The 26485-nt window shown below is 59.8% G+C and carries 29 protein-coding genes and 1 other RNA gene; 25 read left to right on the top strand and 5 right to left on the bottom strand.

The features are described from left to right. Positions 1-165: 165 nt before the first annotated feature. Together gap and tkt are read right to left on the bottom strand one after the other, a co-directional pair. Positions 166-1176 (bottom strand): type I glyceraldehyde-3-phosphate dehydrogenase, encoded by a 1011-nt coding sequence (gene gap, locus AGR7B_RS17735; protein WP_059755800.1) that lies wholly within the window; start codon positions 1174-1176, stop codon positions 166-168. A gap of 62 nt (positions 1177-1238) precedes the next feature. Beyond that, positions 1239-3221: a transketolase gene (gene tkt / locus AGR7B_RS17730; RefSeq protein WP_080857467.1), complete on the bottom strand. Its 1983-nt coding sequence runs from the start codon at positions 3219-3221 to the stop codon at positions 1239-1241. Between the two features lie 325 nt (positions 3222-3546). On the opposite strand from tkt, the gene AGR7B_RS17725 reads away from it, so the two are divergent. From AGR7B_RS17725 to AGR7B_RS17690, 7 genes are all read left to right on the top strand, one after another. Further along, positions 3547-3819: a DUF4164 domain-containing protein gene (locus AGR7B_RS17725; protein ID WP_035263131.1), complete on the top strand. Its 273-nt coding sequence runs from the start codon at positions 3547-3549 to the stop codon at positions 3817-3819. A gap of 10 nt (positions 3820-3829) precedes the next feature. After that, positions 3830-4207, top strand: a complete 378-nt coding sequence (locus AGR7B_RS17720; RefSeq protein WP_003523207.1) for a cell division protein ZapA — start codon at positions 3830-3832, stop codon at positions 4205-4207. Positions 4208-4286: 79 nt separating this feature from the next. Further along, a non-coding RNA gene (gene ssrS, locus AGR7B_RS17715) (6S RNA) lies at positions 4287-4445 on the top strand. A 230-nt stretch (positions 4446-4675) separates the two neighbouring features. After that, a complete protein-coding gene (locus tag AGR7B_RS17705) occupies positions 4676-5938 on the top strand; it encodes a hemolysin family protein (protein WP_020812224.1) in 1263 nt (420 codons plus the stop codon). After that, the gene (locus AGR7B_RS17700) at positions 5938-6555 is read left to right on the top strand and encodes a 5-formyltetrahydrofolate cyclo-ligase (protein ID WP_065656491.1); all 618 of its coding nucleotides are present in this window, start codon (positions 5938-5940) and stop codon (positions 6553-6555) included. The genes AGR7B_RS17705 and AGR7B_RS17700 overlap by 1 nt, the downstream gene beginning before the upstream one ends. Before the next feature lie 173 nt (positions 6556-6728). Then, a complete protein-coding gene (locus tag AGR7B_RS17695; RefSeq protein WP_003523211.1) occupies positions 6729-7553 on the top strand; it encodes a TIGR00282 family metallophosphoesterase in 825 nt (274 codons plus the stop codon). 114 nt (positions 7554-7667) lie between these two features. Next, a complete protein-coding gene (locus AGR7B_RS17690) occupies positions 7668-8510 on the top strand; it encodes an MBL fold metallo-hydrolase (protein WP_121490437.1) in 843 nt (280 codons plus the stop codon). Between the two features lie 38 nt (positions 8511-8548). Here the strand turns inward: AGR7B_RS17690 and AGR7B_RS17685 are convergent, their stop codons facing one another. Beyond that, a complete protein-coding gene (locus tag AGR7B_RS17685) occupies positions 8549-9052 on the bottom strand; it encodes a pyridoxamine 5'-phosphate oxidase family protein (protein WP_065656489.1) in 504 nt (167 codons plus the stop codon). 194 nt (positions 9053-9246) lie between these two features. On the opposite strand from AGR7B_RS17685, the gene AGR7B_RS17680 reads away from it, so the two are divergent. Further along, entirely contained in the window at positions 9247-9993 is a 747-nt protein-coding gene (locus tag AGR7B_RS17680; protein ID WP_003523214.1) for a YebC/PmpR family DNA-binding transcriptional regulator, read from the top strand. A gap of 54 nt (positions 9994-10047) precedes the next feature. On the opposite strand, the gene AGR7B_RS17675 is transcribed toward AGR7B_RS17680, so the two are convergent. Next, positions 10048-11049 (bottom strand): LLM class flavin-dependent oxidoreductase, encoded by a 1002-nt coding sequence (locus AGR7B_RS17675; protein ID WP_080819508.1) that lies wholly within the window; start codon positions 11047-11049, stop codon positions 10048-10050. A 131-nt stretch (positions 11050-11180) separates the two neighbouring features. Further along, positions 11181-13490 carry a methyl-accepting chemotaxis protein gene (locus AGR7B_RS17670; protein WP_080857466.1) on the bottom strand — a complete coding sequence of 770 codons (2310 nt, stop codon included), beginning with the start codon at positions 13488-13490 and terminating at the stop codon, positions 11181-11183. A 246-nt stretch (positions 13491-13736) separates the two neighbouring features. Here AGR7B_RS17670 and ruvC point away from each other — a divergent pair, with 246 nt between their 5' ends. The 17 genes from ruvC (at position 13737) to tilS (ending at position 26340) form a co-directional block, all read left to right on the top strand. After that, on the top strand, positions 13737-14249 hold the full coding sequence (gene ruvC, locus AGR7B_RS17665) for a crossover junction endodeoxyribonuclease RuvC (protein ID WP_003523217.1): 513 nt from the start codon (positions 13737-13739) through the stop codon (positions 14247-14249). Positions 14250-14281: 32 nt separating this feature from the next. After that, a complete protein-coding gene (gene ruvA / locus AGR7B_RS17660; protein WP_080857465.1) occupies positions 14282-14899 on the top strand; it encodes a Holliday junction branch migration protein RuvA in 618 nt (205 codons plus the stop codon). Between the two features lie 55 nt (positions 14900-14954). Continuing rightward, complete coding sequence (locus AGR7B_RS17655; RefSeq protein ID WP_078052026.1) at positions 14955-15233, top strand: AbrB/MazE/SpoVT family DNA-binding domain-containing protein; 279 nt, start codon at positions 14955-14957, stop codon at positions 15231-15233. After that, the gene (locus AGR7B_RS17650) at positions 15230-15637 is read left to right on the top strand and encodes a type II toxin-antitoxin system VapC family toxin (protein WP_065656484.1); all 408 of its coding nucleotides are present in this window, start codon (positions 15230-15232) and stop codon (positions 15635-15637) included. The genes AGR7B_RS17655 and AGR7B_RS17650 overlap by 4 nt, the downstream gene beginning before the upstream one ends. Next, the gene (gene ruvB / locus AGR7B_RS17645; RefSeq protein ID WP_080857464.1) at positions 15634-16674 is read left to right on the top strand and encodes a Holliday junction branch migration DNA helicase RuvB; all 1041 of its coding nucleotides are present in this window, start codon (positions 15634-15636) and stop codon (positions 16672-16674) included. Before AGR7B_RS17650 ends, ruvB begins: the two co-directional genes overlap by 4 nt. A gap of 52 nt (positions 16675-16726) precedes the next feature. Further along, a complete protein-coding gene (locus AGR7B_RS17640) occupies positions 16727-16945 on the top strand; it encodes a hypervirulence associated TUDOR domain-containing protein (RefSeq protein WP_078052217.1) in 219 nt (72 codons plus the stop codon). 36 nt (positions 16946-16981) lie between these two features. Beyond that, positions 16982-17563, top strand: a complete 582-nt coding sequence (locus AGR7B_RS17635; RefSeq protein ID WP_080857463.1) for a DinB family protein — start codon at positions 16982-16984, stop codon at positions 17561-17563. Next, entirely contained in the window at positions 17560-18084 is a 525-nt protein-coding gene (locus AGR7B_RS17630; RefSeq protein ID WP_078052024.1) for an NUDIX hydrolase, read from the top strand. The genes AGR7B_RS17635 and AGR7B_RS17630 overlap by 4 nt, the downstream gene beginning before the upstream one ends. Then, positions 18081-18617: an NUDIX hydrolase gene (locus AGR7B_RS17625; RefSeq protein WP_080857462.1), complete on the top strand. Its 537-nt coding sequence runs from the start codon at positions 18081-18083 to the stop codon at positions 18615-18617. Before AGR7B_RS17630 ends, AGR7B_RS17625 begins: the two co-directional genes overlap by 4 nt. Continuing rightward, the gene (ybgC, locus tag AGR7B_RS17620) at positions 18614-19054 is read left to right on the top strand and encodes a tol-pal system-associated acyl-CoA thioesterase (RefSeq protein ID WP_065656478.1); all 441 of its coding nucleotides are present in this window, start codon (positions 18614-18616) and stop codon (positions 19052-19054) included. The genes AGR7B_RS17625 and ybgC overlap by 4 nt, the downstream gene beginning before the upstream one ends. A 261-nt stretch (positions 19055-19315) precedes the next feature. Beyond that, positions 19316-20035, top strand: coding sequence for a protein TolQ (tolQ, locus tag AGR7B_RS17615; RefSeq protein ID WP_003523238.1), 720 nt, complete (start codon positions 19316-19318; stop codon positions 20033-20035). Positions 20036-20087: 52 nt separating this feature from the next. After that, on the top strand, positions 20088-20546 hold the full coding sequence (gene tolR, locus AGR7B_RS17610; RefSeq protein ID WP_003523240.1) for a protein TolR: 459 nt from the start codon (positions 20088-20090) through the stop codon (positions 20544-20546). A gap of 9 nt (positions 20547-20555) precedes the next feature. Continuing rightward, positions 20556-21725: a cell envelope integrity protein TolA gene (locus tag AGR7B_RS17605; RefSeq protein WP_003523241.1), complete on the top strand. Its 1170-nt coding sequence runs from the start codon at positions 20556-20558 to the stop codon at positions 21723-21725. Between the two features lie 20 nt (positions 21726-21745). Further along, positions 21746-23053 (top strand): Tol-Pal system beta propeller repeat protein TolB, encoded by a 1308-nt coding sequence (tolB, locus tag AGR7B_RS17600; RefSeq protein ID WP_003523242.1) that lies wholly within the window; start codon positions 21746-21748, stop codon positions 23051-23053. Between the two features lie 210 nt (positions 23054-23263). Then, entirely contained in the window at positions 23264-23797 is a 534-nt protein-coding gene (gene pal, locus AGR7B_RS17595) for a peptidoglycan-associated lipoprotein Pal (RefSeq protein WP_003506243.1), read from the top strand. A 158-nt stretch (positions 23798-23955) separates the two neighbouring features. Beyond that, entirely contained in the window at positions 23956-24975 is a 1020-nt protein-coding gene (gene ybgF, locus AGR7B_RS17590; RefSeq protein ID WP_162934192.1) for a tol-pal system protein YbgF, read from the top strand. A gap of 27 nt (positions 24976-25002) precedes the next feature. Continuing rightward, positions 25003-26340 (top strand): tRNA lysidine(34) synthetase TilS, encoded by a 1338-nt coding sequence (gene tilS, locus AGR7B_RS17585; RefSeq protein WP_080857461.1) that lies wholly within the window; start codon positions 25003-25005, stop codon positions 26338-26340. Positions 26341-26485: the final 145 nt, after the last annotated feature.

The raw sequence follows: 26485 nt of genomic DNA, 5'->3' as shown, positions 1-26485 counted from the left end.
CGAAGTGCATTGCGCACGACCGTTATCCCTGCATCTCTTGTCCGTTTCAAAATCGACCAGACAAAGGCAGGAAATTGAAAACTTGGAGGCACCTCATAGGAAAATCGAAATAAAAAATCCGGCGAGATTGCTCCCGCCGGACCTGCATCCATTAATGCGTCTTCGTTAGATGGTCTTCGCGAAGGCGACGGCCGTGTCCGACATGCGGTTGGAGAAGCCCCACTCGTTGTCGTACCAGGACAGGACGCGCACGAAATTGCCTTCCATGACCTTGGTCTGGTCGTTGGCGAAGATCGACGAATGGCTGTCGTGGTTGAAGTCGCGGGAAACAAGCGGCTCGTCCGTGTAGCCGAGGATGCCCTTCAGCTTGCCATTGGCGGCAGACTTGATCGCTTCGTTGATTTCCTCAACCGTGGTGGCGCGCTTGGCAATGAACTTGAAGTCCACGACCGAAACGTTCGGGGTCGGAACGCGGATCGACGTGCCGTCCAGCTTGCCCTTGAGGTGCGGCAGAACGAGGCCAACGGCCTTGGCAGCGCCCGTCGAGGTCGGGATCATGGACAGGGCTGCGGCGCGGGCGCGGTACAGGTCCTTGTGCATAGTGTCCAGCGTCGGCTGGTCGCCCGTGTAGGAGTGGATCGTCGTCATGAAGCCATGGTCGATGCCAACGACGTCATCGAGAACCTTCACGACCGGCACGAGGCAGTTGGTAGTGCAGGACGCGTTGGAAATGACCAGATGGTCCTTCGTCAGCTGGTCGTCGTTGACGCCGAAGACGACGGTGAGGTCAGCGCCGTCAGCCGGAGCCGAAACGATGACGCGCTTTGCGCCGGCCGTCAGGTGAGCGGCAGCCTTGTCGCGGGCGGTGAAGATGCCTGTGCATTCCAGGGCGATGTCAACGCCGAGTTCCTTGTGCGGCAGTGTTGCCGGATCGCGAACGGCCGTCACCTTGATCGGCTTGCCGCCGCCAACGATGATCGTGTCGCCTTCGACCTTCACATCGGCCGGGAACTTGCCGTGGATCGAATCGTAGCGCAGCAGGTGTGCGTTGGTCTCAACCGGGCCGAGGTCGTTGATGGCAACGACTTCGATATCGGTGCGGCCGGATTCGACGATGGCACGCAGGACGTTGCGGCCGATGCGGCCGAAGCCGTTAATGGCAACTTTTACAGTCATTTACAGTCTCCCGAACAAGAATGGGCGTGGTCTTTGCTGAATGGTGAGGGCCTGGGAAGCCCTCACGCAAGTTTTGCCTCGACTGCGGCGACGACGGCTTCTGCCGTGATGCCGAAGTGCTTGAAGAGATCCTTCGCCGGTGCGGACGCTCCAAAGGAGTGCATGCCGACGAATGCGCCGTCGGAGCCGATGAAATAATCCCAGCCCTGGCGGATGGCGGCTTCGACCGCGATCTTCACCGGAGCCTTGCCGATGATGGCGTTGCGATAGGTTTCCGGCTGTTCCTTGAAGAGCTCGAAGCAGGGAACGGAAACGACGCGGGCGGAAACGCCCTTGTCCTTCAACGTTGCGGCGGCCTTCAGCGCCACTTCGACTTCCGAACCGGAGGCGAAGATCGAAACCTTGGCGTCGCTGGCGGAGACGAGTTCGTAAGCGCCGTAAGCGGAGAGGTTCTTCTCTTCATATTCCTTGCGTGAGGGCGCAAGGTTCTGGCGGGTAAGCGCCAGTGCGGAAGGACGATGCTTCTGTTCCAGCGCGAGCTGCCAGCATTCTGCCGTCTCGGTTTCATCCGCCGGGCGGAAGACGAGCAGGTTCGGAATGGCGCGCAGGGCTGCGATCTGCTCCACCGGCTGGTGGGTCGGGCCGTCTTCGCCGACGCCGATGGAATCATGCGTCAGAACGTGGACGACGCGGATGCCCATGAGGGCAGCCAGACGGATCGATGGACGGCAGTAGTCCGAGAAGATCAGGAAGCCACCGGCATAAGGAATGAGACCGCCATGCAGCGCGATGCCGTTCATGGCTGCTGCCATGCCGTGTTCGCGGATGCCGTAATGCAGGTAACGGCCGGAGAAGTCCGTCGGCGTGATGGACTTCATCTGGCTGGTCTTGGTGTTGTTGGACGGCGTCAGGTCAGCCGAACCGCCGACCATTTCCGGCAGGACGCCGTTGATGACTTCAAGCGAATCTTCCGAAGCCTTGCGGGTGGCGACCGTCGGGTTGTTCTCGATGATCTTCTTTTTGAAGGCATCGATGGCGCTGTCGAAATTGCCGGGCAGGTCGCCGGCGAAGCGACGCTTGAATTCGGCCTTCTTGCCGGCTTCAGCGGCTTCAAGGCGGGCTTCCCAATCCTGGCGGGTCTTGGTGGAGCGCAGGCCGGCGAGACGCCATGCATCGAGCACATCTTCCGGAACGACGAAGGCTTCGGCTTCCCAGTTCAGGTGCTTGCGGGTGGCGGCGATTTCTTCGGCGCCGAGCGGGTTGCCGTGAACCTTGTGGGTGCCCTGCTTGTTGGGGGCGCCGAAGCCGATGACGGTCTTGCAGGCGATGAAGGTCGGGCGGTCGGATTTCTGCGCGGCTTCGATGGCGGCGGCAATCGCGTCCGGATCGTGGCCGTCGACGCGGATGGTGTTCCAGTGAACGGCCTGGAAGCGGGCGATCTGGTCGGTGCTGTCGGAGAGGCCGACTTCGCCGTCGATGGTGATGTTGTTGTCATCCCAGAACAGAACGAGCTTGTTGAGCTTCAGGTGGCCGGCAAGCGCGATGGCTTCGTGGCTGATGCCTTCCATGAGGCAGCCGTCACCGCACAGGACATAGGTGAAGTGGCTCTGCAGGTCGGAGCCGAATTCCTCTTCCAGCTTGCGCTCGGCAATCGCCATGCCGACGGCGTTGGCGATGCCCTGGCCGAGCGGGCCGGTTGTGGTTTCGATGCCGGTCGCGTGGCCATATTCGGGGTGGCCGGCGGTCTTGGAACCGAACTGACGGAAGCGCTTGATCTCGTCGATCGTCATGTCCTCGTAGCCCGTCAAATAGAGCAGCGAGTAAAGAAGCATCGAGCCATGACCTGCCGACAGCACGAAGCGGTCGCGATCCGCCCAGAGCGGCGCCTTGGGATCGAATTTCAGGTAACGGGTGAAGAGAACGGTGGCGACATCAGCGGCGCCCATCGGCAGACCGGGATGGCCGGAATTGGCCTTCTCCACTGCATCCATGGCAAGAAATCGGATCGCATTTGCCATCCGGTTGTGTTTGTCGCGAGAAATCATGGCTTTTCCGTCTGTTTCCGGGTGAAAGGAGATAGTTTTACGCAACTATCCAAAAAGCGGGTTGATCCATAGCAGGTGAGGCCGGCAAGTCAATAAATCCACGGGCGTTTGCGGTTCGCTGAGGGAGAAAAAATCGTTTAGAAAATCGGGCATCCTGACAAAATCCGTGCGATAGGCGTTGCCGCCTCTTCGTTCATCCACAGAGCAAAACGTCTCAATGCACTGGTTTGATTGACGGGATGGTAAATCGGGTAATAACCTCGTGATTGTTGAAAAGGCCTGAAACCGGACGATTCGGCCGGTGGCGTGCGAGTTGGAAAAAACGATGTCGGCTGACAAGACCGTACAATCTGCGCTGACGGAGCTGAATGCTGCCATCACAAATCTCGAAAATGCCATCGATATGCGTATCGAGCGGCAAAGGGAGACGGGCGAGATCGATAACGAGGTCAAGCGGGTCCATGTCGACCGCGCAAGGCTCGCGCATGAGCTGGATCAGGCCGAGTTTCGCGCCAATCGTCTTGAAGAAGTCAATCGCGAGGTTTCCCGCCGGCTGGTGACGGCGATGGAGACGATCCGCGCGGTGCTGGATCGATAGGAGCGGGCTCATGGCGCAAGTCACAGTTATGATCGACGGCAAGGCCTATCGCATGGCGTGCGAGGCGGGGCAGGAAGACCATCTGACCGATCTCGCAACGAGGTTCGACCGGTATGTCGGGCACCTCAAGAGCCAGTTCGGCGAAATCGGCGATCTTCGCCTGACCGTTATGGCGGGCATCATGGTGATGGACGAGCTTTCCGAACTCAATCGCAAGATCGAGAAGCTGGAAGGAGAGGTCGCCTCCCTTTCCCGCAACCGCGACGGCATGGCCGAGCACCGGGCGAAATCAGACGAGATGGTGGCGCTCGCCATCGGCGATCTGGCCGACCGCCTGAACGGGATTACCGAAAAACTGCTGGCGCGGCCGAAGCCCGCCGCGCATTGATGGCCTGAAGGGTTCTGAGGCGGCAAAATTTCGCGCGCTGCCCTCTGGCGGTTTTCTCCGATCCGTCCTATATCTTCTATGCGTTCTGCGCTTCCCGACAGGAACCACAATCCCTGGGGCCATACTCGATCCAAAGGGAGCTGTCCCTGGCCAGTCCCGTGGGGCTGGACACACGGTGCCCACCTACTTTTGTAGGCGCCCAGGATCGTAAATCTCCATCGGTCGCCGTGGATCGCGCTTGAAGTTTCGGATCAACCTCCGGGGCTTCCCTGTATCCTTGATATATTCGACAGTCATTTTTCATAACTGCCGGACGCGGCTTTTTTATATTGCCGTCATTGCAATGGCGGAACAATTCCCTATTATCCGGATTGGTATGTCTGTCATGCCCTTTAAAAAAGGGCGCTGCGGTCAAAACCGCGACGTGCCGTTCAACAGCCCAAAGAGCTAAACTTGTTTACTGAAATTATGATCGTGGTCCTGCTCACCGTATTGAACGGTGTGCTTGCCATGTCCGAGCTTGCCGTTGTCTCCTCCAGACCGGCGAGGCTCAAAGTGCTTGCCACACAAGGCAGCAAGGGCGCCACAATGGCGCTCAGCCTTTCCGAAAATCCCGGACGCTTTCTTTCCACGGTGCAGATCGGCATCACGCTGGTCGGCGTCCTTTCCGGCGCTTTTTCCGGCGCCACGCTCGGCGCCCGCTTCACGGCGTGGCTTCTGGAGCAGGGCGTTCCCGACCGTGCCGCCGATGCGCTCGGCGTCGGCTCGGTGGTCGTGGCCATCACCTATCTGTCGCTGATCGTCGGCGAACTGGTGCCCAAGCAGATTGCGCTGCGCGATCCCGAAAAGGTCGCCGCCCGCGTCGCCCCCACCATGATGCTGCTGTCCAAGGTCGGCGCGCCGCTGGTGTGGCTGCTCGACCGGTCGGGCAAGGCCGTTCTGGCGCTTCTAGGCCATAGCGGTGAATCCAACGCTTCGGTCACTGACGATGAAATCCGCACGGTTCTGGCCGAAGCTCACAGCGCCGGTGTGATCGAGACCGAGGAATCGGCGATGATCACCAGCGTCATGCGCCTTGCCGACCGCAATGCGCGCGGCCTGATGACGCCGCGACGCGATGTGGAAGTGGTCGATATCGAAGACAGCGCCGAAGAAATCCGCGAGCAGCTTCGCCAGACGCAGCGTTCGCGCCTGCCGGTGCGCAACGGCGCCTCGGATGAAATTCTCGGCGTGCTTTTCGCCAAGGACGCTTTCGATGCGCTGGCTTCCGGCAAGGAACTCAACATTCGCGAGCTTCTGCGGGAAGTGCCGGTCGTATCGGATCTGACGAGCGCGGTGGACGTCATCCAGTCGCTGCGCCGTTCCACCGTGCATATGGTGCTGGTCTACGACGAATACGGCCATTTCGAAGGCATCATCAGCTCCGGCGACGTGCTGGAAGCCATCACCGGTGCGTTCCAGGAAGATGACGATGAGGAGCCGGCCATGGTCGAGCGCGAGGACGGTTCGTTCCTCGTCGCCGGCTGGATGCCCGCCGATGAGTTCGCTTATCGCATGGGTTTCCAGATTGACGAGGATGCCGAGTTCGAGACCGTTGCCGGTCTGGTTCTGGACGAGTTCCGCCGCCTGCCGGAACTGGGCGAACATGTCACCCGCAATGGCTGGCGTTTCGAGGTCATCGATCTCGATGGCCACCGCATCGACAAGGTTCTCGTGAGCCGGGCCGCCTGATGCCCGGTGACGTTGCCGAAAAAGCAAGGCTGCGCGGCGAAAGGCTCGCCGCGCGCGATGCGCTGACGCTGGCGGAGCGCCAGCAGAAGAGCCAGTCCATAACGGCCCATGGCGCCTCCGATATCCCCTTTGCACCGGGCACCGTAATTTCCGGCTTTATGCCGATCCGCTCCGAGGCCGATACCCGGCCGCTGATGGAGGCGTTGCGGACAAGGGGCGGGCGTCTTGTCCTGCCCGTTGTGCTGGATCGTGAAACCATCGTCTTCCGCGCCTTTGAGCCGGATACGCCGCTGGTGAAGACCGGCTTTGGCACGACCGGCCCGGGTGAGGATGCGGAGGTTCTCGATCCGGATATTCTGCTCGTGCCTCTCTCCGTCTTCGATGGCAAAGGTCAGCGGGTCGGTTATGGCGCAGGCCATTATGACCGCGCCATTGCGCGATTGCACGCCAGGGGTCGTCAGCCCGTGCTCGTCGGCGTCGCCTTCGATTGTCAGGAAGTGCCGTCCGTGCCGGCGGAGCCGCATGATGTGTCGCTTCACGCCATTCTGACCGAAAGCGGCCTGCGCTGGTTTTCCGCCCCATTGTCGATCTCCGATAGTGGGCAAAAGGCGCTTTAGCACTTTTTAAAAGATGGATTTCCGGTTAGAGGGTCTCCACTTTTCCTTGAATGGCGAAGACCCCTAACTCTTTGTTTCGTCGCATTTGCGGACGGGAAACCGGGTTCCACTTTTCCTGGAAATGCACTAGAGGGGACGAAATATAGAAACATGCGCAAGATCGGGGCGGGTGAATGAGGCTTCTTTTTCTCGGAGATATGGTTGGCAAGACCGGACGCACGGCTGTCTGGGAGCGGTTGCCGGGGCTGATTTCCGACCTGAAGCTGGATTTCGTCATCGTCAACGGTGAAAACGCTGCCGGCGGTTTTGGGATCACCGAGGATATCTATCTCGAGACCATCAATGCCGGCGCCGATGTGGTGACGACCGGCAACCACGTCTGGGACCAGAAGGAAGCGGTTTCCTTCTGCGAGCGTCATGACCAGTTCCTCCGGCCCGCCAATTATCCGGATGGTACGCCGGGCAAAGGCTCGGGCATTTTTTATGCCCGCAACGGCGCGCGCATACTGGTTGCCAACATCATGGGCCGGGTCTTCATGCATCCGGAACTGGACGATCCCTTCAAGTCGGCTGAAAACATTCTTGCCGCCTGCCCGCTGAAGGAACAGGCCGACGCCATTATTTTCGATTTCCACGCGGAAGCGACCAGCGAAAAACAGTGTTTCGGCCATTTCGTCGACGGGCGCGCTAGTTTCGTTGTCGGTACCCACACCCATGTTCCGACAGCCGACGCGCAGATATTGAACGGCGGAACCGCCTACATGTCGGATGCCGGCATGTGCGGCGATTATGACAGCTCGCTTGGCATGGAGAAGGAGGAGCCGATCAACCGCTTCATTTCCAAAATGCCGAAGGGCCGTTTCGAGGCAGCCAGCGGACCTGCGACAATCTGCGGCGTCGGCGTGGAGATTTCCGACCGAACCGGACTGGCGGAAAAGATTGCGCCGCTGCGCATCGGGCCGCGGCTTTCTGAAACCCTGCCGTCCTTCTGGGTTTAATCTTCCCCCGAAGCGTTCACAATGACGAGAGGGTGAGCCTTCCACTGCTCTTGTAACTGGACGCTCGCCAAAACCTGCCCCATCCTCTCAGCTTCGCAAGTTCAGGGGAGTGGCATGATGCTGCACGTGCTAATGCTTGCAATAACGGGGCTGATCGCCTGTTCGGGAGCGGCCTTCTCCCAGACGGCGAGCCGTCCTCCCGTCAGCCAGTGCCAGGCGATCGCCAGCAACATTCCGGGCGTCATGTTCGCGAGCTTCAATCCGCCGGGTGTTCAGCTGGCGCAGGCGACGGCAAAGGAAGAGGTGAAGATCAGCTTCATCGGCCATTCCACCTATCTCATCGAAAGCCCAGGCGGTGTGACAATCGCCACCGATTATAACGGCGTCTATCGTCCGCCCGTCACGCCGACGGTGGTGACGATGAACCGGGCGCATTCGACGCATTTTACCCTCAGTCCGGACCCGGCCATTCAATATGTGCTGCATGGCTGGAGCGATACGCCGGGAGAAAAGGCCGAGCACAAGGTTCTGGTGGGCGATGTCTATATCCGCAATGTCGCAACCGACATCCGCAACCGCTGGGGCGATTACGAATCCTTTCAGGAGAACGGCAATTCCATCTTCATCTTCGAGGTTGCCGGGCTGTGCATCGGCCATCTCGGGCATCTGCATCACGAGTTGACGGATACGCATTACGCCGAGATCGGCCGTCTGGATGTGTTGATGGTGCCGGTGGATGGCGGGCTGACCATGGGGGCAGACAGCATGAGCCGGGTGGTCAAGCGCCTGCGCTCCGCGCTGATCCTGCCGATGCACCGCACCGGCCCGCCACTGGAGCAGTTTCTGACGATGTTCGGCGAGAGTTTCCGCGTTGCCTATGCGACCGATCCGGTGATCCGGGTTTCGATGAGAAACCTTCCCCGCCAGCCGCAGATACTGGTGCCAAAAGGCATGTAGCATGGCGACGGGCGGGGAAGGCCGGGGGGAGCCATTTATCAGGCAAAAGTGAGGTGCTGGCGGACGCCGACATCAGGCGTCTTGTCATCCGACATGTTCGCCTTGGCGATTTCCCAGCCGAATTTCAGCGTGCTGTCCGTCGAAGCCCAGATATCGGCATCGTCGACATGCAACGCCAGCATGATCAGTTGCGGGTCGCTTTTGCCATGTTCGTACCATGCGGCGGTGACCGAGTTCCAATATTCGTCGATCTTGGTTTTGTCGTCGCGTGCTTCGAGGATGCCTGAAAGGCAGGCGTGGTAGTCATGGTCCTTGCCCACCACGCAGAAATGCGCCCGGGAGCCGGATTTCAGCGATTTCACCAGATCGGTGTCTTTTTTGGAGAAAAACCAGACGGTGTTGGTCTTGGGGTCAGCGTGAGGCGCCATGGGCTGCATGTGGTTGTGCAGTCCTTCGAGACCGAGCATGCCGGCGTGGACGGAATTGATCTCGTCCCAGAGCTGGCGGGCCGGTGCTTCTCGTGCTTCAGTCAGGCTGACCATATGTTTTCTCCTTCGGGTCTCATGTTGCGACGGAGGAAAAATATCCTTTTCCGCCGCGTTCATGATCAGAACGAAGAGCGGATAAATCGGTTCCTTCCGTTGTTGCGGCAAGAGAAAGCGCTTGCGGGGTTGAATGGCGCGGCTATCGCACTTATAAGGCCCGCAATCTCCAAATTACGACAATCAGGTTTTCCATGGCTGGTCATTCACAGTTCAAGAACATCATGCACCGCAAGGGCAAGCAGGACTCCGTGCGGTCCAAAATGTTTTCCAAGCTTGCGCGCGAAATCACCGTTGCGGCAAAGACGGGCATGCCCGACCCGAACATGAACCCGCGCCTGCGTCTGGCAATCCAGAACGCCAAGGCCCAGTCCATGCCGAAGGACAACATCGAGCGTGCGATCAAGAAGGCGTCCGGCGCCGATGGCGAAAACTATGACGAAGTCCGTTACGAAGGTTACGGCCCGGGCGGCGTCGCCGTCATCGTCGAGGCCCTGACGGACAACCGCAACCGCACCGCTTCCAACGTTCGCTCCATTTTCACCAAGGCCGGCGGCGCTCTCGGCGAAACCGGCTCGGTCTCGTTCTCATTCGATCGGGTTGGCGAAATCTCCTACAAGGCTGAAGTCGGCGATGCCGACAAGGTGATGGAAGCCGCCATCGAAGCCGGCGCCGACGACGTCGAATCTTCCGAGGACGGCCACACCATCATCTGCGGTTTCGAAGCGATGAACGAGGTTTCCAAGGCGCTGGAAGGCGTGCTGGGCGAAGCCGAAAGCGTCAAGGCTATCTGGAAGCCGCAGAACACGGTGCCGGTGGATGAAGAAAAGGCGCAGTCGCTGATGAAGCTCATCGACAATCTCGAAGACGATGACGACGTGCAGAACGTCTACTCCAACTTCGAAGTGTCTGAAGAAATTCTCGCCAAGCTTTCCGCCTGACGTCTCATGTTTCAAAGAAAGCCCCGGCAGCGATCCGCTCCGGGGCTTTTTTGTTTAGGCAGCCTTCTTTATGGAGGTTCGCACGTCGGCAAAAATCTCCACGGATCGCAGTCGCTTTTCGATGTCATGGATCGGCATGGAAACGATCAGCTCATCCGCCTGCGTTTCCGCCAGGAAACCGTCGAGATGGCGCTGGATCGTCTCAGGCGAGCCGACGGCCGCAAAACGCAGCGTGTGTTCGACAGAGAAACGTTCCATCTCGTTCCAGTAATCGTCCATGCTGTGCACCGGCTTCGGAAACTGCGTGCGCACGTTGCGGCGCAGGTTGACGAATTGCTGCTGCGACGAGGTGAAGAGATGCTGCGCCTCCTCGTCCGTATCGGCGCCGACCCCCATCACACCCACCATCACATAGGGCTTGTCCAGTACTTCGGAGGGCTGGAAGCGCTCGCGATAGATATGGATCGCTTCCATCAGCATGTCAGGGGCAAAATGCGAGGCGAAGGAATAGGGCAGGCCGAGGGCTGCGGCGAGATGTGCGCTGTAGGTGCTGGAGCCGAGCAGCCAGATCGGCACATTCGAATTCATGCCTGGCACGGCAAGAATCGCCTGATCCTGCTGCGGCGGACCAAGGTAACGCTGGAGTTCGACGATATCGTGCGGGAAGTTTTCCGCGCCGGCATCGAGATTGCGGCGCAGCGCCCGTGCCGTGCGCATGTCGGTTCCGGGCGCACGGCCAAGACCGAGATCGACACGGCCGGGAAGCAGCGCCGCAAGCGTGCCGAACTGCTCGGCGATGACGAGCGGGGAGTGGTTGGGCAACATGATGCCGCCGGAGCCGACGCGGATATGTTTCGTGGCCGCGCCCACATGGGCGATGACGAGCGATGTTGCCGCACTGGCAATGCCCGGCATGCCGTGGTGCTCCGCCAGCCAGATGCGGTTATAGCCGTGTTCTTCGGCCTTTATCGCCATTCGGCGGGAGTTTTCAAGCGCCTCGCTGACGCTCTCGCCTTCGCCGATGGGCGAAAGGTCGAGAATGGAAAAGGGGATCATCCGACGCTCCTGCGAAATTGAAATCTTTAGCTGCGGATGTAAGGCGCGTGTCCCGATTTACCAGTGAAGTCGCGCAGAATTGAAGGATGGTTCAAAAAAATTGGGGCCTCCGAAGAGGCCCCTTTGCTTTTTCAGCCTGCCCGCCGAATTAGTCGGGCGTCGCGATGACCTGCTGCATCCCGGTCGGAAGCCAGCGTGAATTGTCCAAGCCTGCCATCCATTTCACCCGCTTCGGAGGCGAGATTGTGAATGGCGGCCGTCGTTTCTTCTACCATGGCGGCATTCTGCTGGGTCATGGCGTCGAGGCTGGCGACGGTGCTGTTGATTTCCGAGAGCGTGTGCGCTTCCTCGCGGGTGGAGTCCATGATCTCCTCGATGCGCGTGCTGATGGTCTGCACATGCTTGCCGATGCCGGAAAGCGACGTGCCTGCTTTTTCCACCAGCGCCACGCCGGCGGAAACTTCGTCCGTGGAACGTTTCAGCAGGCTGGTGATCTCCTTTGCGGCCGCTGCCGAACGCTGCGCCAGTTCGCGCACCTCCTGCGCCACGACCGCAAAGCCCTTGCCGGCTTCGCCCGCACGGGCTGCCTCAACGCCGGCATTGAGGGCGAGAAGATTGGTCTGAAAGGCGATTTCATCGATGACGCCGATGATCTGGTTGATCTGGCGTGACGAGGTCTGGATCGCCTCCATGGCGGCGATGGTCTGCTCCATGATGCGGCTGGATGCCGTGGCCTCCGCGCTGGCGTCGCGGGCTATCCGCGTTGCCTGTTCGGCGCGTTCGATCTGGTCGCGGACGGCCTCCGTGATCGCCTTGATCGCGCTTGCCGTTTCGGTGATGGAAGCTGCCTGCCGTTCGGTCCGTTCGGCGAGCTGATCGGCGCCCACTCGCATCTCCTCGGAACCGCCACGAACGGCGGCGGAGTTGCCACCGATGGCCTGCATGGTTTCGCTGAGCCGGGAAAGTGCCGTGTTGAAGTTATGGCGCAGGCTTTCGAGATCGTCGGGGAAGACGGTTTCGATACGATAGGCGAGATTGCCGTTCGCCAGCCGATCCAGCCCTTCATCCAGGGAATGCACGACCATCTGCAGGGTGCCGGCCTCGGCCTCCCGTTCCGCAAGATGCGCGCGGCGGGCCGTTTCGGCTTCCTCACGCGTGCGCGATGCGGTTTCTTGCATCTCCCGCTGCAGGATGAGCTTTTCGCGGAAACTGCCAAGCGCCCGCGCCATGCGGCCGATCTCGTCCTTCCGGTCCTGATTGCCGATCTCCGCATCGAGACGGCCTGCGGCCACTTCGCCGGTCAATCCTGCAAGCTTTTCCAGCGGTGCGAACAGGCGTCGCGCAAAGAAGGCCGTCGCCGCGCACATGGCCGCCAGAACGCAAAGGCCGATCACGGCAAGCGTGCCGGCAATCGAAACCGAGCCCGCATTCAATTCGCTGCGCAGCATGCTTTCCACCGCGAGATATTTTTCCCCGGCAAAGGAGAAGGGGCGGGCATAGGCATTGGCTTCGCCATCCGCACGGTCGATCTTGGCAATCGTCATGCCCGTCGTATTCAGCGCCTGCCCGTGGAAGCCATAGATTGCCGGATCGAGACCGACCAGCCTGTTGCCCTCCACGCCGATAACCTTGCCATCGGCGGAAACGATTGCCGACTGCTCGGAACTGCCGGCCGTCACACCCTTCGTGAGGATTTGGCCGAAGATCTCTTCCTTGACCCGGAAGAGGACGATGCCCTTGAAAGCGCCGAACTTGACGACGGGAACGCCGAAATAAATGCCGGCCTCTTTCGTGGCGGCATCGATGCGCAGGCCGGAGAAGCTGGTCTGGGCCACGTCGTTAACGGCCTTTTCGGCATTTGCGGCGCCACGTGCGAAGGCCGCGCCGAGGCCGCTTTCCGCCCAGGCGCTGCCGGTGACGGTTTCCCCGAAAGCCGATCCTTTCAGGTAAGAGTAATAGACCGTGCCTGCGGGATCGATGAAGAGAACGTCGCTGAACGGCGTTCCCTGCAGATAACCGCCAATATCCGTCTGGGTTTTTTCATGGGTGGAATAATAAAAGCCGCTCGGGCTTTCCGGCTTGATCAGCTTTTCCTTTTCGCCGAAGGGGTTTTCCTTGACGAAGACGCGCTGCAGTTCCGCCTTCGCGTCGCCCGAGTTCTTCTGCACGGTCGCCCAGCCGCTGCGCATGGAAACGACAGCCATTTGCAGGGATTCGATCTTGGCGATGGAATCCGCCTGCGTTTTCAGTTGCTCAAGACGCTCCTGAAGCATGTCGCCGCGAAAGACGAGAATGCTCTCCATGGATTTCGACGCCTGTTCTTCCAGAACGCCGCTGCTGCTCTGATAACCGAGAAGTGTCAGAGCCCCGGTCGAGATCGCCATCAGCGCCAGGAAAATCGCCAGCACTTTGGTGGATATGGAATGAAAACGGTTCAGCATGGCCGATGCAGCCCCCAATGCCGGATCAGTTCCCGCGCCATGCATGTGGCGCCACCGGATGGCTGATATGGCTCAGATATTATGCTGCGGATCATCATGTCCGCAGCTCCCCTTTTTTATTTTGTGGGGGGAACAATGCGGTACGCGGTTTAAGCAGAGGTAAATGCTGCACTGCAAATTTGATGAATGTTGTCGTTTTGTTCACTTATCGCTGGCAGGGTCGCAGCCGGAAAGATAAGGTGCCTCATGCAAAAGACGATTCGAATCATCGGCATTGACCCCGGATTAAGGCGCACCGGCTGGGGGGTGATCGACACCCTCGGTAACAGTCTGCGGTTTGTCGCCTCCGGCACGGTGACGTCGGACGGTGATATGGATCTCGCCTCGCGGCTCTGCCAGCTGCATGACGGGCTGGCGGATATCGTGCACAGCCATCAGCCCGATGAGGCGGCGGTGGAGCAGACCTTCGTGAACAAGGATGCGGTTGCGACGCTGAAACTCGGCCAGGCGCGCGGCATCGCCATGCTGGTTCCGGCGCGCGCAGGGTTGCCGGTCTTTGAATATGCGCCGAATGCGGTGAAGAAGGCCGTCATCGGTGTCGGGCACGGCGAAAAGCAGCAAATTCACATGATGCTGAAAATCCTGATGCCGAAGGCCGAATTCAAGGGTAACGATGCGGCGGACGCGCTCGCCATCGCAATCTGCCACGCCCATAATCGCGGCGGTGACAGGATGCGGCGACTGCTGGCGGCCGGTTGAATATTTAAAATCTCATTGCAGCGGGCGGCATCATGATCGGAAAACTGAAAGGCAGCATCGAGGAAATCGGCGCGGACTATGTGCTGGTGGATGTGCACGGCGTCTGTTACGTCGCCTATTGTTCGGCGCGCACGCTGTCGAAAATCGGCTCCGTGGGGGAGGCGGTGGTGCTGTTCATCGAAACCTATGTGCGTGAGGACCAGCTGAAGCTCTTCGGTTTTCTCTCGGCGCTGGAGCGGGAATGGTTCAACCTGCTGCAAAGCGTGCAGGGTGTTGGCTCGAAAGTGGCCTTGGCCGTTCTTTCCACGCTGTCGCCCTCCGAACTGGCAAATGCCATTGCGCTACAGGACAAAACGATGATCTCACGCACGCCGGGCGTCGGGCCGAAGGTGGCGGTGCGTCTTGTGACCGAGCTTCGCAACAAGGCTCCGACCTTTGCGGGAGAGGCTTCCGCCTCAATGGGCCTCAAGCAGGAGCTTGGCGAAGGCGTCGCGTCCGCGCCGGTAGCGGATGCCGTCTCCGCGCTCACCAATCTCGGCTACTCGCGCGACCAGGCCGCCAACGCGGTTGCCGCGGCGCTGAAGAACGGCGGGGAGGGCGGCGACAGCGCCAAGCTGATCCGGCTCGGGCTGAAAGAGCTTTCGCGTTGATGCGCTTGATGCTAAATTCCTTACAATGGGTAAAAAGTAAGAAAAGGGCAGCGGCATGGGCTTTCAGGTGACAATCACCTCCAAAGGGCAGATGACAGTTCCCAAGAACGTGCGCGAACAATTGAAAATCAAGCCCGGCGACAAATGTTACGCCTGGGTTCGTAACGGGGAGATGATCGTTGTCCCTCGCAATAAATCTCTTGCCGATCTGGCCGGAATTCTCGGTAAACCCCCGAATGGCAAAAAGCTTACCATCGAGCAGATGAATGATGCGATTGGTGAGGGAGCTGTTGCGCGGTACAAGCGTTCTACGGATACGACGGAAGACGAATGACCAGCCGTTTCGGAATAGACACGAATATTCTGCTCCGTATCGTGGTAGATGACGATGTCGAACAAAAAGAAACGGTGAAGCGTCTTCTTACACGGCTTGAGGACGGAGAAACCCTGCTTGTAAGTCTCGCTGTGATTTTGGAGACGGCGTGGGTACTTGGCCAGTTCTACGGTTATCCCAAAAGCGCCGTTCTGGAGTTTTTCCAGCTTATGCTTGAGCGGCGGGAACTGGAAATTCCGGATTATGAGGCGATTGGCAATGCCATCGACATATGCCGGAATACAAATGCGGATTTTTCCGACGCGATTGTATCGGAAAGCAACAGGGTCAATGGCTGCGTGGCGACATATACGTTTGACAAAAAAGCTGCTCGCAAGCTGCCCGGAATGGAACTTCTGACATGAGTGATGCGGCAAGGCTTATCACCCCCGAAAAGCGCGGTGAGGACATCGACACCACCCTGCGCCCGCAGTCGCTGGACGATTTTACCGGCCAGGCGGAGGCCCGCGCCAATCTCAAGGTGTTTATCGAGGCGGCCAAGAACCGTGGCGAAGCGCTGGATCACGTGTTGTTCGTCGGCCCGCCCGGTCTCGGCAAGACGACGCTGGCGCAGATCATGGCCAAGGAACTTGGCGTCAACTTCAAATCCACCTCCGGCCCCGTCATCGCCAAGGCGGGCGATCTCGCCGCGCTTTTGACCAATCTCGAGGAGCGCGACGTACTCTTCATCGACGAAATCCACCGTCTCAACCCGGCGGTGGAAGAAATTCTCTATCCGGCAATGGAGGATTTCCAGCTCGACCTCATCATCGGCGAAGGACCGGCGGCACGTTCGGTGAAGATCGATCTTTCCAAATTTACCCTTGTCGCCGCGACGACCCGTCTTGGGCTTTTGACGACGCCGCTGCGCGACCGTTTCGGCATTCCCGTCCGGTTGGCTTTTTACACCGTCGACGAACTGGAATTGATCGTCCGACGCGGCGCGCGGCTGATGGGCCTGAACATGACCGATGAGGGTGCACGCGAGGTGGCAAGGCGTGCCCGCGGCACGCCGCGTATCGCCGGACGGCTACTGCGCCGCGTGCGCGATTTCGCCGAGGTGGCGCGGGCGGAAGCCGTTACCCGCGAGATCGCCGATGAGGCCTTGACCCGGCTTCTGGTCGACAAAATGGGTCTCGACCAGCTCGACATGCGGTATCTCACCATGATCGCGGTCAATTTCGGCGGAGGCCCGGTTGGCATCGAAACCATCGCCGCCGGCCTTTCGGAGCCGCGCGACGCGATCGAGGATATTATCGAACCCTATATGATCCAGCAGGGCTTCATCCAGCGCACGCCGCGCGGTCGCATTCTGACCGGCACGGCCTGGAAACATCTGGGCAAGCAGCCACCCAAGGATCTTGAGGCGGCGCAGTTCCGGCTGACCCTGGAGGAGGATTGAGGGAACAAGCCCGGCGTGCCGGCATTTGATCGTCTTTGGCACGGAGATGATCATGTCGGTGTATCGCAAGGGCACGAAGGTCCGGTGGAACTGGGGCAGTGGTACCGGTGAAGGTAAAATCGTCGAGATTTTCACGGTTGATGTCGAACGCACCATCGCCGGCTCCAGAATAAAGCGGAAGGCGAGCAGGCAGGAGCCTGCCTATCTGATCGAACAGGAAGACGGCGCCAGGGTTCTGAAAAGCAGATCGGAGCTTGAGCGCGTCTATTGAACGACGCCGCCCTTCGGCGGCAATGGAGGAGCCTTCATGTCTTACGATCCGCTGCGGGTCTTCCGCAAACTCGCGCGCAACAACCGGCTGGCCAATTTTCGGCTGCATCAGGCCTGTCTTCAGCTTTCGCAGGAAGCGTTCGTCGCGTACCGTGTGAGTTTCTTTCCGACGCTGCGCGCGACGCTGAACCACATCTACACCGTTGACCGTTTTTATATCGATGCCCTGCAAGGCGGCACGCTCGGCCTTGCGGCCTTTGCTGAAGAAGAGCCTTTCGCCACCATGGCCGATCTGCATGTTGCCCAGACGGAGTTGGACGAGGTGCTGATCGCATTTGTCGACAGCCTCGATGAAGACGGCCTTGCCGCTAACGTCAATATTCACCGCGGTGCGCGTATCCAACATGATCGCTACGACGATATTCTGTCGCATCTCTTCCAGCACCAGACGCATCATCGCGGGCAGGCGCATGCCATGTTGTCCGGCACCGCGCTCAAGCCGCCGCAACTGGATGAATTCATTGTGGGAGATGACGCAAAGGCAAGAAAAGATGAGATGGATGCGCTAGGGTGGACGGAAACCGATTTGATGTTTCCAGCCCGCAGGTCAGCGCCATGACACACGATACCAAGCAGGACACCCGCATCCGCATCAAGTTCAAGCCGAAGCGCATTTTTCAGATGCGGGTGGCGGGACTGGCGTTTCGCGATGGCCACGTGCTGGTGCACCGGGCGTCGCATGAAAAATTCTGGACCTTTCCGGGCGGCCGCGCCGAAATGGGCGAACGCTCCGAAGAAACGCTGGCGCGCGAAATGGTGGAAGAGCTTGGCGTCGAGGCCAAGATCGGGCGGCTTCTCTGGGCGGTCGAAAATTTCTTCCACTACGAAGGCAAGGACTGGCACGAACTCGGGTTTTATTACCTGATGGACCTGCCGGAGACGCTGGCCTTTCATCCGACCGATATCATTCACCGCGTTCAGGACGGCGATAACGAGCTGGAGTTCCGCTGGGTCGCCGCAACCCGTCAGGCATTGACCGAGCTTGATATTCCGCCCTATTTCATCGCCGACGAAATAGAGCACCTGCCGAAGGCCACGAGACACCTCGTCTGGCATGACGGCGATCTGGACGATAAATGACCTCTGCCCCTGAACGTCACATGATCCGGCTGGACCGGAAACCGCAGCTTTTCAGCATGCGCGTGGCGGCGCTGATCTTTCAGAACGGCCATGTTCTCGTCCAGCGCGGTGCGAAGGACAGTTACTGGGCCTTGCCCGGCGGCCGTGCCGAAATCGGCGAAAGCTCGCAGGAAACCATCATCCGCGAGATCGGCGAGGAGCTTGACCGGGATTGTTCGGTCGAACGTCTTCTCTGGTCGGCCGAGAATTTTTTCGCCTATGACGATTTTGCGGCGCATGAACTCGGATTTTATTATCTCGTTTCGCTTCGCCAGCCCCTGCCGTTCCATGAAAGCGATATCGTGCATCGGATGCTGGATGGTGTCGAGGTGGAGTTCCGCTGGCTGCCCGCGCAGCCTTCAGCACTTCTGAAGAGCGATCTGAGGCCCCGTTTCATCGCGGAGCGTATCGACGCGCTGCCGCAACGGCATGAGCATCTTATTGTCCGTGAAGGACGCCGCGATGCAGTTGAAATTCCCAAGGAGATAATATGAGCGAGCTTGTGGTTTCGCTTTCGGGTGAGCTTATCGAACATGGCCACCGCCTGACGCAGCGTGTCTATTACGAGGACACGGATTTCTCCGGCCTCGTTTATCACGCCCGCTACCTGCATTTTCTCGAACGCGGCCGCACAGACTACCTGCGTTGCCTCGGCTGCGAACAGAGCGCGCTTCTGACTGCCGATGAGGAGGGGCTGGTCTTCGTCGTGCATCGCATGGAGATCGATTTCAAAAGCCCGGCGCGGATGGATGACGTCTTGACGATCACGACTATCACCGAGAAGGCCGGCGGCGCGAAAATGGTGCTCAATCAGGAAATCCGGCGCGGCGAAACACTGCTGGTCGCCGCCAAGGTCATCATCGCCGTCATCAACGCCAACGGTCGCCCGAGGCGTCTTCCGGAGACGGTGGCGGAAAAATTCCTGAAGTAATTGGCAGCCCGATCCAGTAAATCCATCCGGCGTGGCCCGGTTGTAACACTCCTTTAACCATAATGGTGTCTTACTTTAGCAACTGGCATTTGTGCGGCGCACGCCTTCCTTTTACCAAATTTATTGGCAAGTAAGGCTTACTGGCAAGTATCGGGGTATGGCTAAGGGGTTGGCGGCTGTTGCTGCAGGACTTCGAGCGTTAACACGCGTTTGAATCGCCCGGTCCCGTACCGGGCGTTTGGATTCGGGGATTGGATATTTATGGAACAGGCAGGTTTGGCAGCGGCGACGCACGATGTAAGTCTCTGGGCACTGTTTATGCAGGCGGGCCTCATCGTGAAGCTCGTGATGATCGGACTTATCGCCGCCTCGGTCTGGACGTGGGCGATCGTCTTCGACAAATATGTGAGCTTCGGCAAGGCAAGACGCCAGTTCGACCAGTTCGAACAGGTCTTTTGGTCGGGCCAGTCGCTCGAAGAGCTTTATCGCACGCTGGCGGAACGCCAGAATGGCGGTCTCGCGGCGATTTTCGTTTCCGCCATGCGCGAATGGAAGAAATCCTTCGAGCGCGGCGCACGCTCGCCCATCGGTCTGCAGATGCGCATCGACCGGGCGATGGACGTGACCATGGCGCGTGAAAGCGAACAATACGAGGCGCGCCTCGGTTCGCTCGCCACCATCGGTTCGGCCGGTCCGTTCATCGGTCTCTTCGGTACGGTTGTGGGTATCATGACCTCGTTCCAGGCGATTGCCGGTTCGAAGTCCACCAACCTTGCGGTCGTGGCGCCGGGTATCGCCGAAGCGCTTCTGGCAACGGCCATCGGTCTTGTCGCGGCTATTCCCGCGGTTATCGCTTACAACAAGTTTACGGCCGACGCGCACAAGCTTTCCGCCCGCATGGAAGGTTTCGCCGACGAGTTCTCCGCGATCCTGTCGCGCCAGATCGATGAAAAACTTCAGACGCGGCAGGCCGCCCAGTAAGCGGCCGCATGCTGTGCAGTAATTTGCCGCAAGGCAAAATGGAGTAAATGATATGGGTATGTCAGCAGGTGGCAGCGGCGGCGGTTCCGGTGGACGCCGGGGGCGCGGCGGACGACGCAGGGGCGGCGCGATCAGCGAGATCAACGTGACGCCGCTGGTCGACGTCATGCTCGTGCTGCTCATCATCTTCATGGTGGCAGCGCCGATGATGACGGTCGGCGTGCCGATCGATCTGCCGCAGACATCCGCCAATGCGCTGAACTCGGATACGCAGCCGATCACCATTTCCGTCAACGCCAATGGCCAGATCCATCTGCAGGAAACGGAAATTCAGGCGGCAGAAGTGGCCGACAAGCTGCAGGCAATCGCCACGACAGGTTATAACGAGCGCATCTTCGTGCGCGCGGATTCCGTTGCCGCATACGGCGTCGTCGCAGATGTGATGGCGCGCATCCAGGCGGCGGGCTTCAAGAATATCGGCCTTGTGACCCAGCAGAAACAGGACAATTGACGTAAAACGATGAAGGGCAGCCTTACCACATCCGCGATCGTGCATGCGTCGCTTCTGGCTTTCGCCCTCGTTTCCCTGGGCTCGCCGGAGCCGCTTGACGTGTCGCAGGCCGAGGCTCTGCCGGTGGAACTGGTGCCCATCGAGGAGCTGAGCCAGATCCAGCAGGGGGACAAGAACGCGCCGAAAGCGGAAAAGTCGGCCCCCGTTCCGACCACGCGTCCGGATATCGTCGAGAACGCCCAGAACGTCGGCAACAACACGGTCGATCTTGACGCGCCGCCGACGCCGACCACCAAGCCGAACGACAATATCAGCGCTGCCGCTCCGCCAAAGCAGGAAAAGCCGCAACCCGTCGTCGACACCAAGGCGAACGAGGTGAAGGAAATCGTCAAGGAAGAAACCTCGGCTCCGAAGCCGCAGGAAATGGCCGCCTTGCCGCAGACCAAGCCCGAGATCGCGCCGCAGCCGAAGACGGAGCCGCCGCCGCAGGAAACGAAGGCCGAAGAGCCGCCGCCCGCGCAGCAGGAACCGGCCGAAATTCCCGTGCCGCAGAACGTACCGCGCCCGAATTCCCGTCCCGAGCCGCCGAAGCCGGAAGAGCCGAAGCAGGCCGAGACCAAGCCTGCCGAGCAGAAGCCCGCGGAAAAACCGGCCGAGACCAAGCCCGATCAGGCGAAGTCCACCGACAAGCCTTCCGACAAGAAGCCCGGCGAGAAGAAGCAGGAGACTGCGAAATCGGCTTCCTCGAAGGAAAGCGATTTTAACGCTGACGATATCGCCGCGCTTTTGAACAAGCAGGCGCCTTCGGGTGGCGGCGCCAAGCGCTCCACCCAGCAGGCCTCGCTTGGCGGCAAGAAAACGACGGGCGGTTCGACGCTCAGCCAGACGGAAATGGATGCGCTGCGTGGCGCGATCCAGAAGAACTGGCAGATCATTCCCGGCATGGCGGATGCCTCGGACGTTCGCGTTCGGGTCACCATGAAGCTCGACCGTGATGGAACCATCATCGGTCGGCCCGAGATCGAGGCGACCGGCGGTTCCGAAGGAACGCGCCGTGCTCTTTCCGGCGGAGCCTATCGCGCCATCATGCGTTCTGCTCCGTTCACCAACCTTCCTGCCGACAAATATGACGCATGGAACGAAGTTGTCGTGAACTTCGATCCCAGTGAATTGCTATGAATGCTGAAAGGCCTGGCAACATGAAGATATTTTCGCCGATCCGGCTGGTGCTCGCTGTCGCGGCCCTCATGTCGGTTTTCTCCGCACCGGCGTTTGCGCGGGTGGAAATCAACATCAACAAGGGCAATGTCGAGCCGCTGCCCATCGCCATCACCGACTTCATGTCGAGCGACGGCATCGGCGCGCAGGTTTCCGCGGTCATTGCCGCCGACCTGCAGCGTTCCGGCCTTTTTGCGCCGGTCAACAAGAACGCCTTCATCGAAAAGATCAGCAATCCGGATCAGCAGCCGCGTTTCGAGGACTGGAAGGTCATCAACGCCCAGGCGCTCGTGACCGGCCGTGTCACGCGTGAAAGCGATGGCCGCCTGCGCGCCGAATTCCGCCTGTGGGATACGTTCGCCAACCAGCAGATGACTGGCCAGCAGTTCTTTACCCAGCCGGAAAACTGGCGCCGCGTCGCCCACATCATCGCTGATGCCATCTATGAGCGGATCACCGGTGAAAAGGGCTACTTCGACACCCGCGTCGTTTTCGTCTCTGAAAGCGGCCCGAAGACGGCCCGCAAGCGCCAGCTGTCGATCATGGACCAGGATGGCTTCAACGTCCGCAATCTCACCAACTCGAACGACATCGTCCTGACGCCGCGTTTCTCGCCGAACCGTCAGGAAGTGACCTACATGTCCTTCGAAGGCCAGCAGCCGCGCGTCTACCTGCTGCAGCTGGAAACCGGACAGCGCGAAGTTGTCGGCAATTTCCCCGGCATGACCTTCTCGCCGCGCTTCTCGCCGGATGGCCAGAAGGTCATCATGAGCCTGCAGCAGGATGGCAATGCCAATATCTACACGATGGACCTGCGCTCTCGCACCACGACGCGGCTGACGAACACGTCGGCGATCGATACGGCGCCGTCCTATTCGCCCGACGGTCAGCGCGTCGCCTTCGAAAGCGACCGCGGCGGCCGCCAGCAGATTTACGTCATGAATGCCGATGGTTCCGGCCAGCAGCGCGTTTCCTTCGGCGATGGTTCCTATTCCACGCCGGTCTGGTCGCCGCGCGGCGATCTGATCGCCTTCACCAAGCAGTCGGGCGGCAAGTTCTCGATTGGCGTGATGAAGACCGACGGTTCGGGCGAGCGCATCCTGACCAGCGGTTTCCACAATGAAGGCCCGACCTGGGCGCCGAACGGCCGCGTGCTGATGTTCTTCCGTCAGAACGCCGGTGCGGGCGGTCCGCAGCTCTATTCGATCGACCTGACGGGCTACAACGAGCAGCTCATCAAGACGCCGACTTTCGCTTCGGATCCGGCATGGTCGCCGCTTCTGGACTGATATGACTGCCATGACGGCGCCGGCATGAACCGGCGCCGTCATGTTTTACTTGATACCATGGGGAAGTGCGCCTCTTTCTTGCCGCAAAGTGTTGTGAGGGAGCAAAAAAATGGGACATTTCCTTTCTGTTAACCATAAGCGTTTGCCGGCTATTAACCGCGATCAGTTAGTGTCCGGCAACGTTATTGAAATCCTAAGGAGAGACCGGCGATGAGCCGTACACACATTTCGGCACTCAGCCCCATGCAGAAACTGGCCCGTAACCCGGCTGTCATCGCCATGACGCTCGCGCTCGCTCTCGCAGGCTGCGCGAACAAGAAGAACATGCCGAACAGCGCCGGTGAACTTGGCCTTGGTGGCGCGGGCTCCGCAACGCCGGGCTCCCAGCAGGACTTCACGGTCAATGTCGGCGACCGCATCTTCTTCGATACCGACTCGACCTCTATCCGCGCTGACGCCCAGCAGACCCTGCAGCGCCAGGCTCAGTGGCTCGCCCGTTACCCGAACTACGCCATCACCGTTGAAGGCCATGCCGACGAACGCGGCACGCGCGAATACAACCTGGCGCTCGGCGCCCGTCGTGCGGCTGCAACCCGCGACTTCCTGGCTTCCCAGGGCGTTCCGGCTAACCGCATGAAGACGATCTCCTACGGCAAGGAAAAGCCGGTCGCCGTTTGCGACGACATCTCCTGCTGGTCGCAGAACCGCCGCGCCGTGACGGTTCTCGGTGGCGCGGGCATGTGATTGCCTGACGTTATCGTGATCTTGAATGAAAGGCGGTCTTTGGGCCGCCTTTTGTTTTTTTCACAGTTTGGCCGAAGTTAAGTTGCTTTTTCGGTTGATATGGAAAAAATCCGGCTTGCGCCATTCCGGTGCAAATCAGTTAAGGCAGGACGAATGAGATGAAGAAACTTGTCGTGGCGGGAATGCTGGGGCTTGCAGCCTGCACCGGCTTGAGCGGCATCGCCGTTTCGGGTCCGCTGTTAGGTGCGGGGGGTAGCTTCGGCACGATCAACTCTCAGCAGCAGCCCCCGGTCGTCCGGGTTCAGGCCAATGAAGCCTATCGGGTTCAGCAGCTTGAAGAACAGATCCGGCAGCTCAACGGCCGTATCGAGGAAATGAGCTTCCAGCTTCTGCAGATGCAGGAAACGATCCGCAAGGCGCAGGAAGACAATGAGTTCCGCTTCCAGGAACTGGAGAGCGGCAATGCCGGCGGCAAGGGTGCAAGCCCGACCGCTGCGCCGAAAAAGAAGGCGGAAGCCAGTCCGGTCAATCCGGCCTCACCGCCGACCGACGACGTTGCAACGATCATCGAAACGCCACCCGAGGGTGGCGCTTCCGTTTCTCCGTCTGCTCCCTCCACCGCGCCGACAGGGGCACCGGGAGAGACGACGCTCGGCTCCATCGAGCTTGATTCCAAGGGAATGCCGGTTGGCGGCACGTTGAATCAAGGCGCGAATAATTCCTCCGCCAGCCTTCCGGGCGTCAGCACGGGCAATAGCCAGCGCAAGACGGATCCGGTGAATACGGCGGCGCTTACCAGCGAAGGCGATATTTATCAGGCCGCTTACGGGCATGTTCTTTCCGGTGACTACAAGCTGGCGGAACAGGGGTTCCAGCAATATCTGCAGGGTTATCCCAAGGGCACGAAGGCCGCGGATGCGAGCTTCTGGCTGGGCGAGGCGCAATATTCCCAGGGCAAGTTCAACGAGGCCGCAAAGACCTTCCTGAACGGCCATCAGGCCTATGGCAAATCGCCGAAGGCGCCGGAAATGCTGATGAAGCTCGGCATGTCGCTTGCCGCTCTCGACAATACCGAAACCGCCTGCGCCACGCTGCGCGAGGTGCCGAAGCGTTATCCCAATGCTTCCAAGACCGTGCTGAGCAAGGTTGCCAGCGAACAGAAACGGCTGAGCTGCTGATTTTTCCCTGCCGTGGCGGGTATTTCCATGCCGGTTGATGCCCGCATTCTGAACGAAAAGACTGTTGCGCCGCTCGCGGCGGCAAGGTCTTTTGTCAAAAATCTCCACACACCCGCCCATATGCTCGTCGCAATCTCCGGAGGCAGTGATTCCACCGGTCTGTTGCTGGCCTTGCATGAGGCAATGGTGGAGATGGATCGGGATGGCTTGCGCCTTTCCGCCGTCACCGTAGACCATGCGCTGAGAGCGGAATCCGCCGATGAGGCGCGCAAGGTGGCGATGCTCTGCGCCGAAATAGGCATCCCCCACGTTACCCGCCGATGGGACGGCATCAAACCGGCCTCGGGCCTTTCCGAAGCCTCCCGGCTTGCCCGCTACCGCCTGATTGCCGAGGTCGCCCGCGAGACGGGCGCCGATCTTGTCGTGACGGGACATACGGTCGGCGACCAGCGCGAAACCGTGGCGATGCGCGCTGCCCGCAGCGGCGGCTCTGACAATCTCGGTCTCTCCGGCATGGCGGATGCGGTCTTATACGATGGCCGCCATTGGATCATGCGGCCGTTCCTGATGTGTGAGAGGCAGGCGATCCGTGGCTATGTGTCCTCCCGCTCGCGCGGTTGGTTTGACGATCCGAGCAATGAAAATACCCGATATGAAAGGGTGCGTGTACGGCAGGCGCTTCCCGTCTCTCCTGTCCGGATCGATGTGGAAACCTCTCTCAAAAGGCAGGCGCTTTCCGAAACAACGGCTGCTTTTCTGCGGGGGCATACACAGGTTTTCCATGCTGCGCTAGCCAGATTGGCCGGCGATGGCGTCAATCCCGATCTTCCCGAGTTCCGGCATGGGTTGGCGGCGCTGATCGCAACCCTTGGGGGAAGGGCATATTTTCCGGCCGCAAGCAGCATGGCGCGCGTTCTGGAGTTTCTTAAAGCGGCTGAAAACGGGCGACTGACGGTCGGTCGCGTCCTGCTCGATCGCCGGCGGGACGGGCTTTATATGTTCCGCGAGCAGCGAAACCTGCCGGAGCTTGATATTGGCGCACATGAACAGAGATTGTGGGACGATCGTTTTCTCGTGAAGAACGGATCGGCTTTTCCAGTGCACGTCAAAGCGCACAGGGCCAGCGATACTGCGGAAGTGGCCGCGCTTTTTCCGTCGGTACCGGCCGGGGTGGCGAAGCAGGCGATGGCGGGGCTGCCGCAAATTGCCGCAGCAGCCGATGAGCCGGGTTCGCGGGCGGAGGCCGTCACCGTCACGCCGAGGCTCGCACCTTTCGATCTGTTCCTGTCACGTTTCGACCTTGAGTTGGCGAATGCAATCGCCAATTTATTCGGGCGGACGGCATATCCACAGCCCCCGGTTTAAATCCGGCCTCTTTTTCGTGAATTGCCTTGGAATAGTTTTTACACCAAAACGCATCAGATAACGCCGTTCGCCTTGGCAACGGGAGATGTCGTCCTTATGTTAGGGGCACATTATAGCGGGCAGCAAATTTGTCCGTGTGAGTTCG

It is taken from the genome of Agrobacterium deltaense RV3 (genome assembly GCF_900013505.1).
Lineage (GTDB): Bacteria > Pseudomonadota > Alphaproteobacteria > Rhizobiales > Rhizobiaceae > Agrobacterium > Agrobacterium leguminum.
Note: the sequence above shows the minus strand (reverse complement) of the source record. Positions and strands in the feature narration are given on the sequence as shown.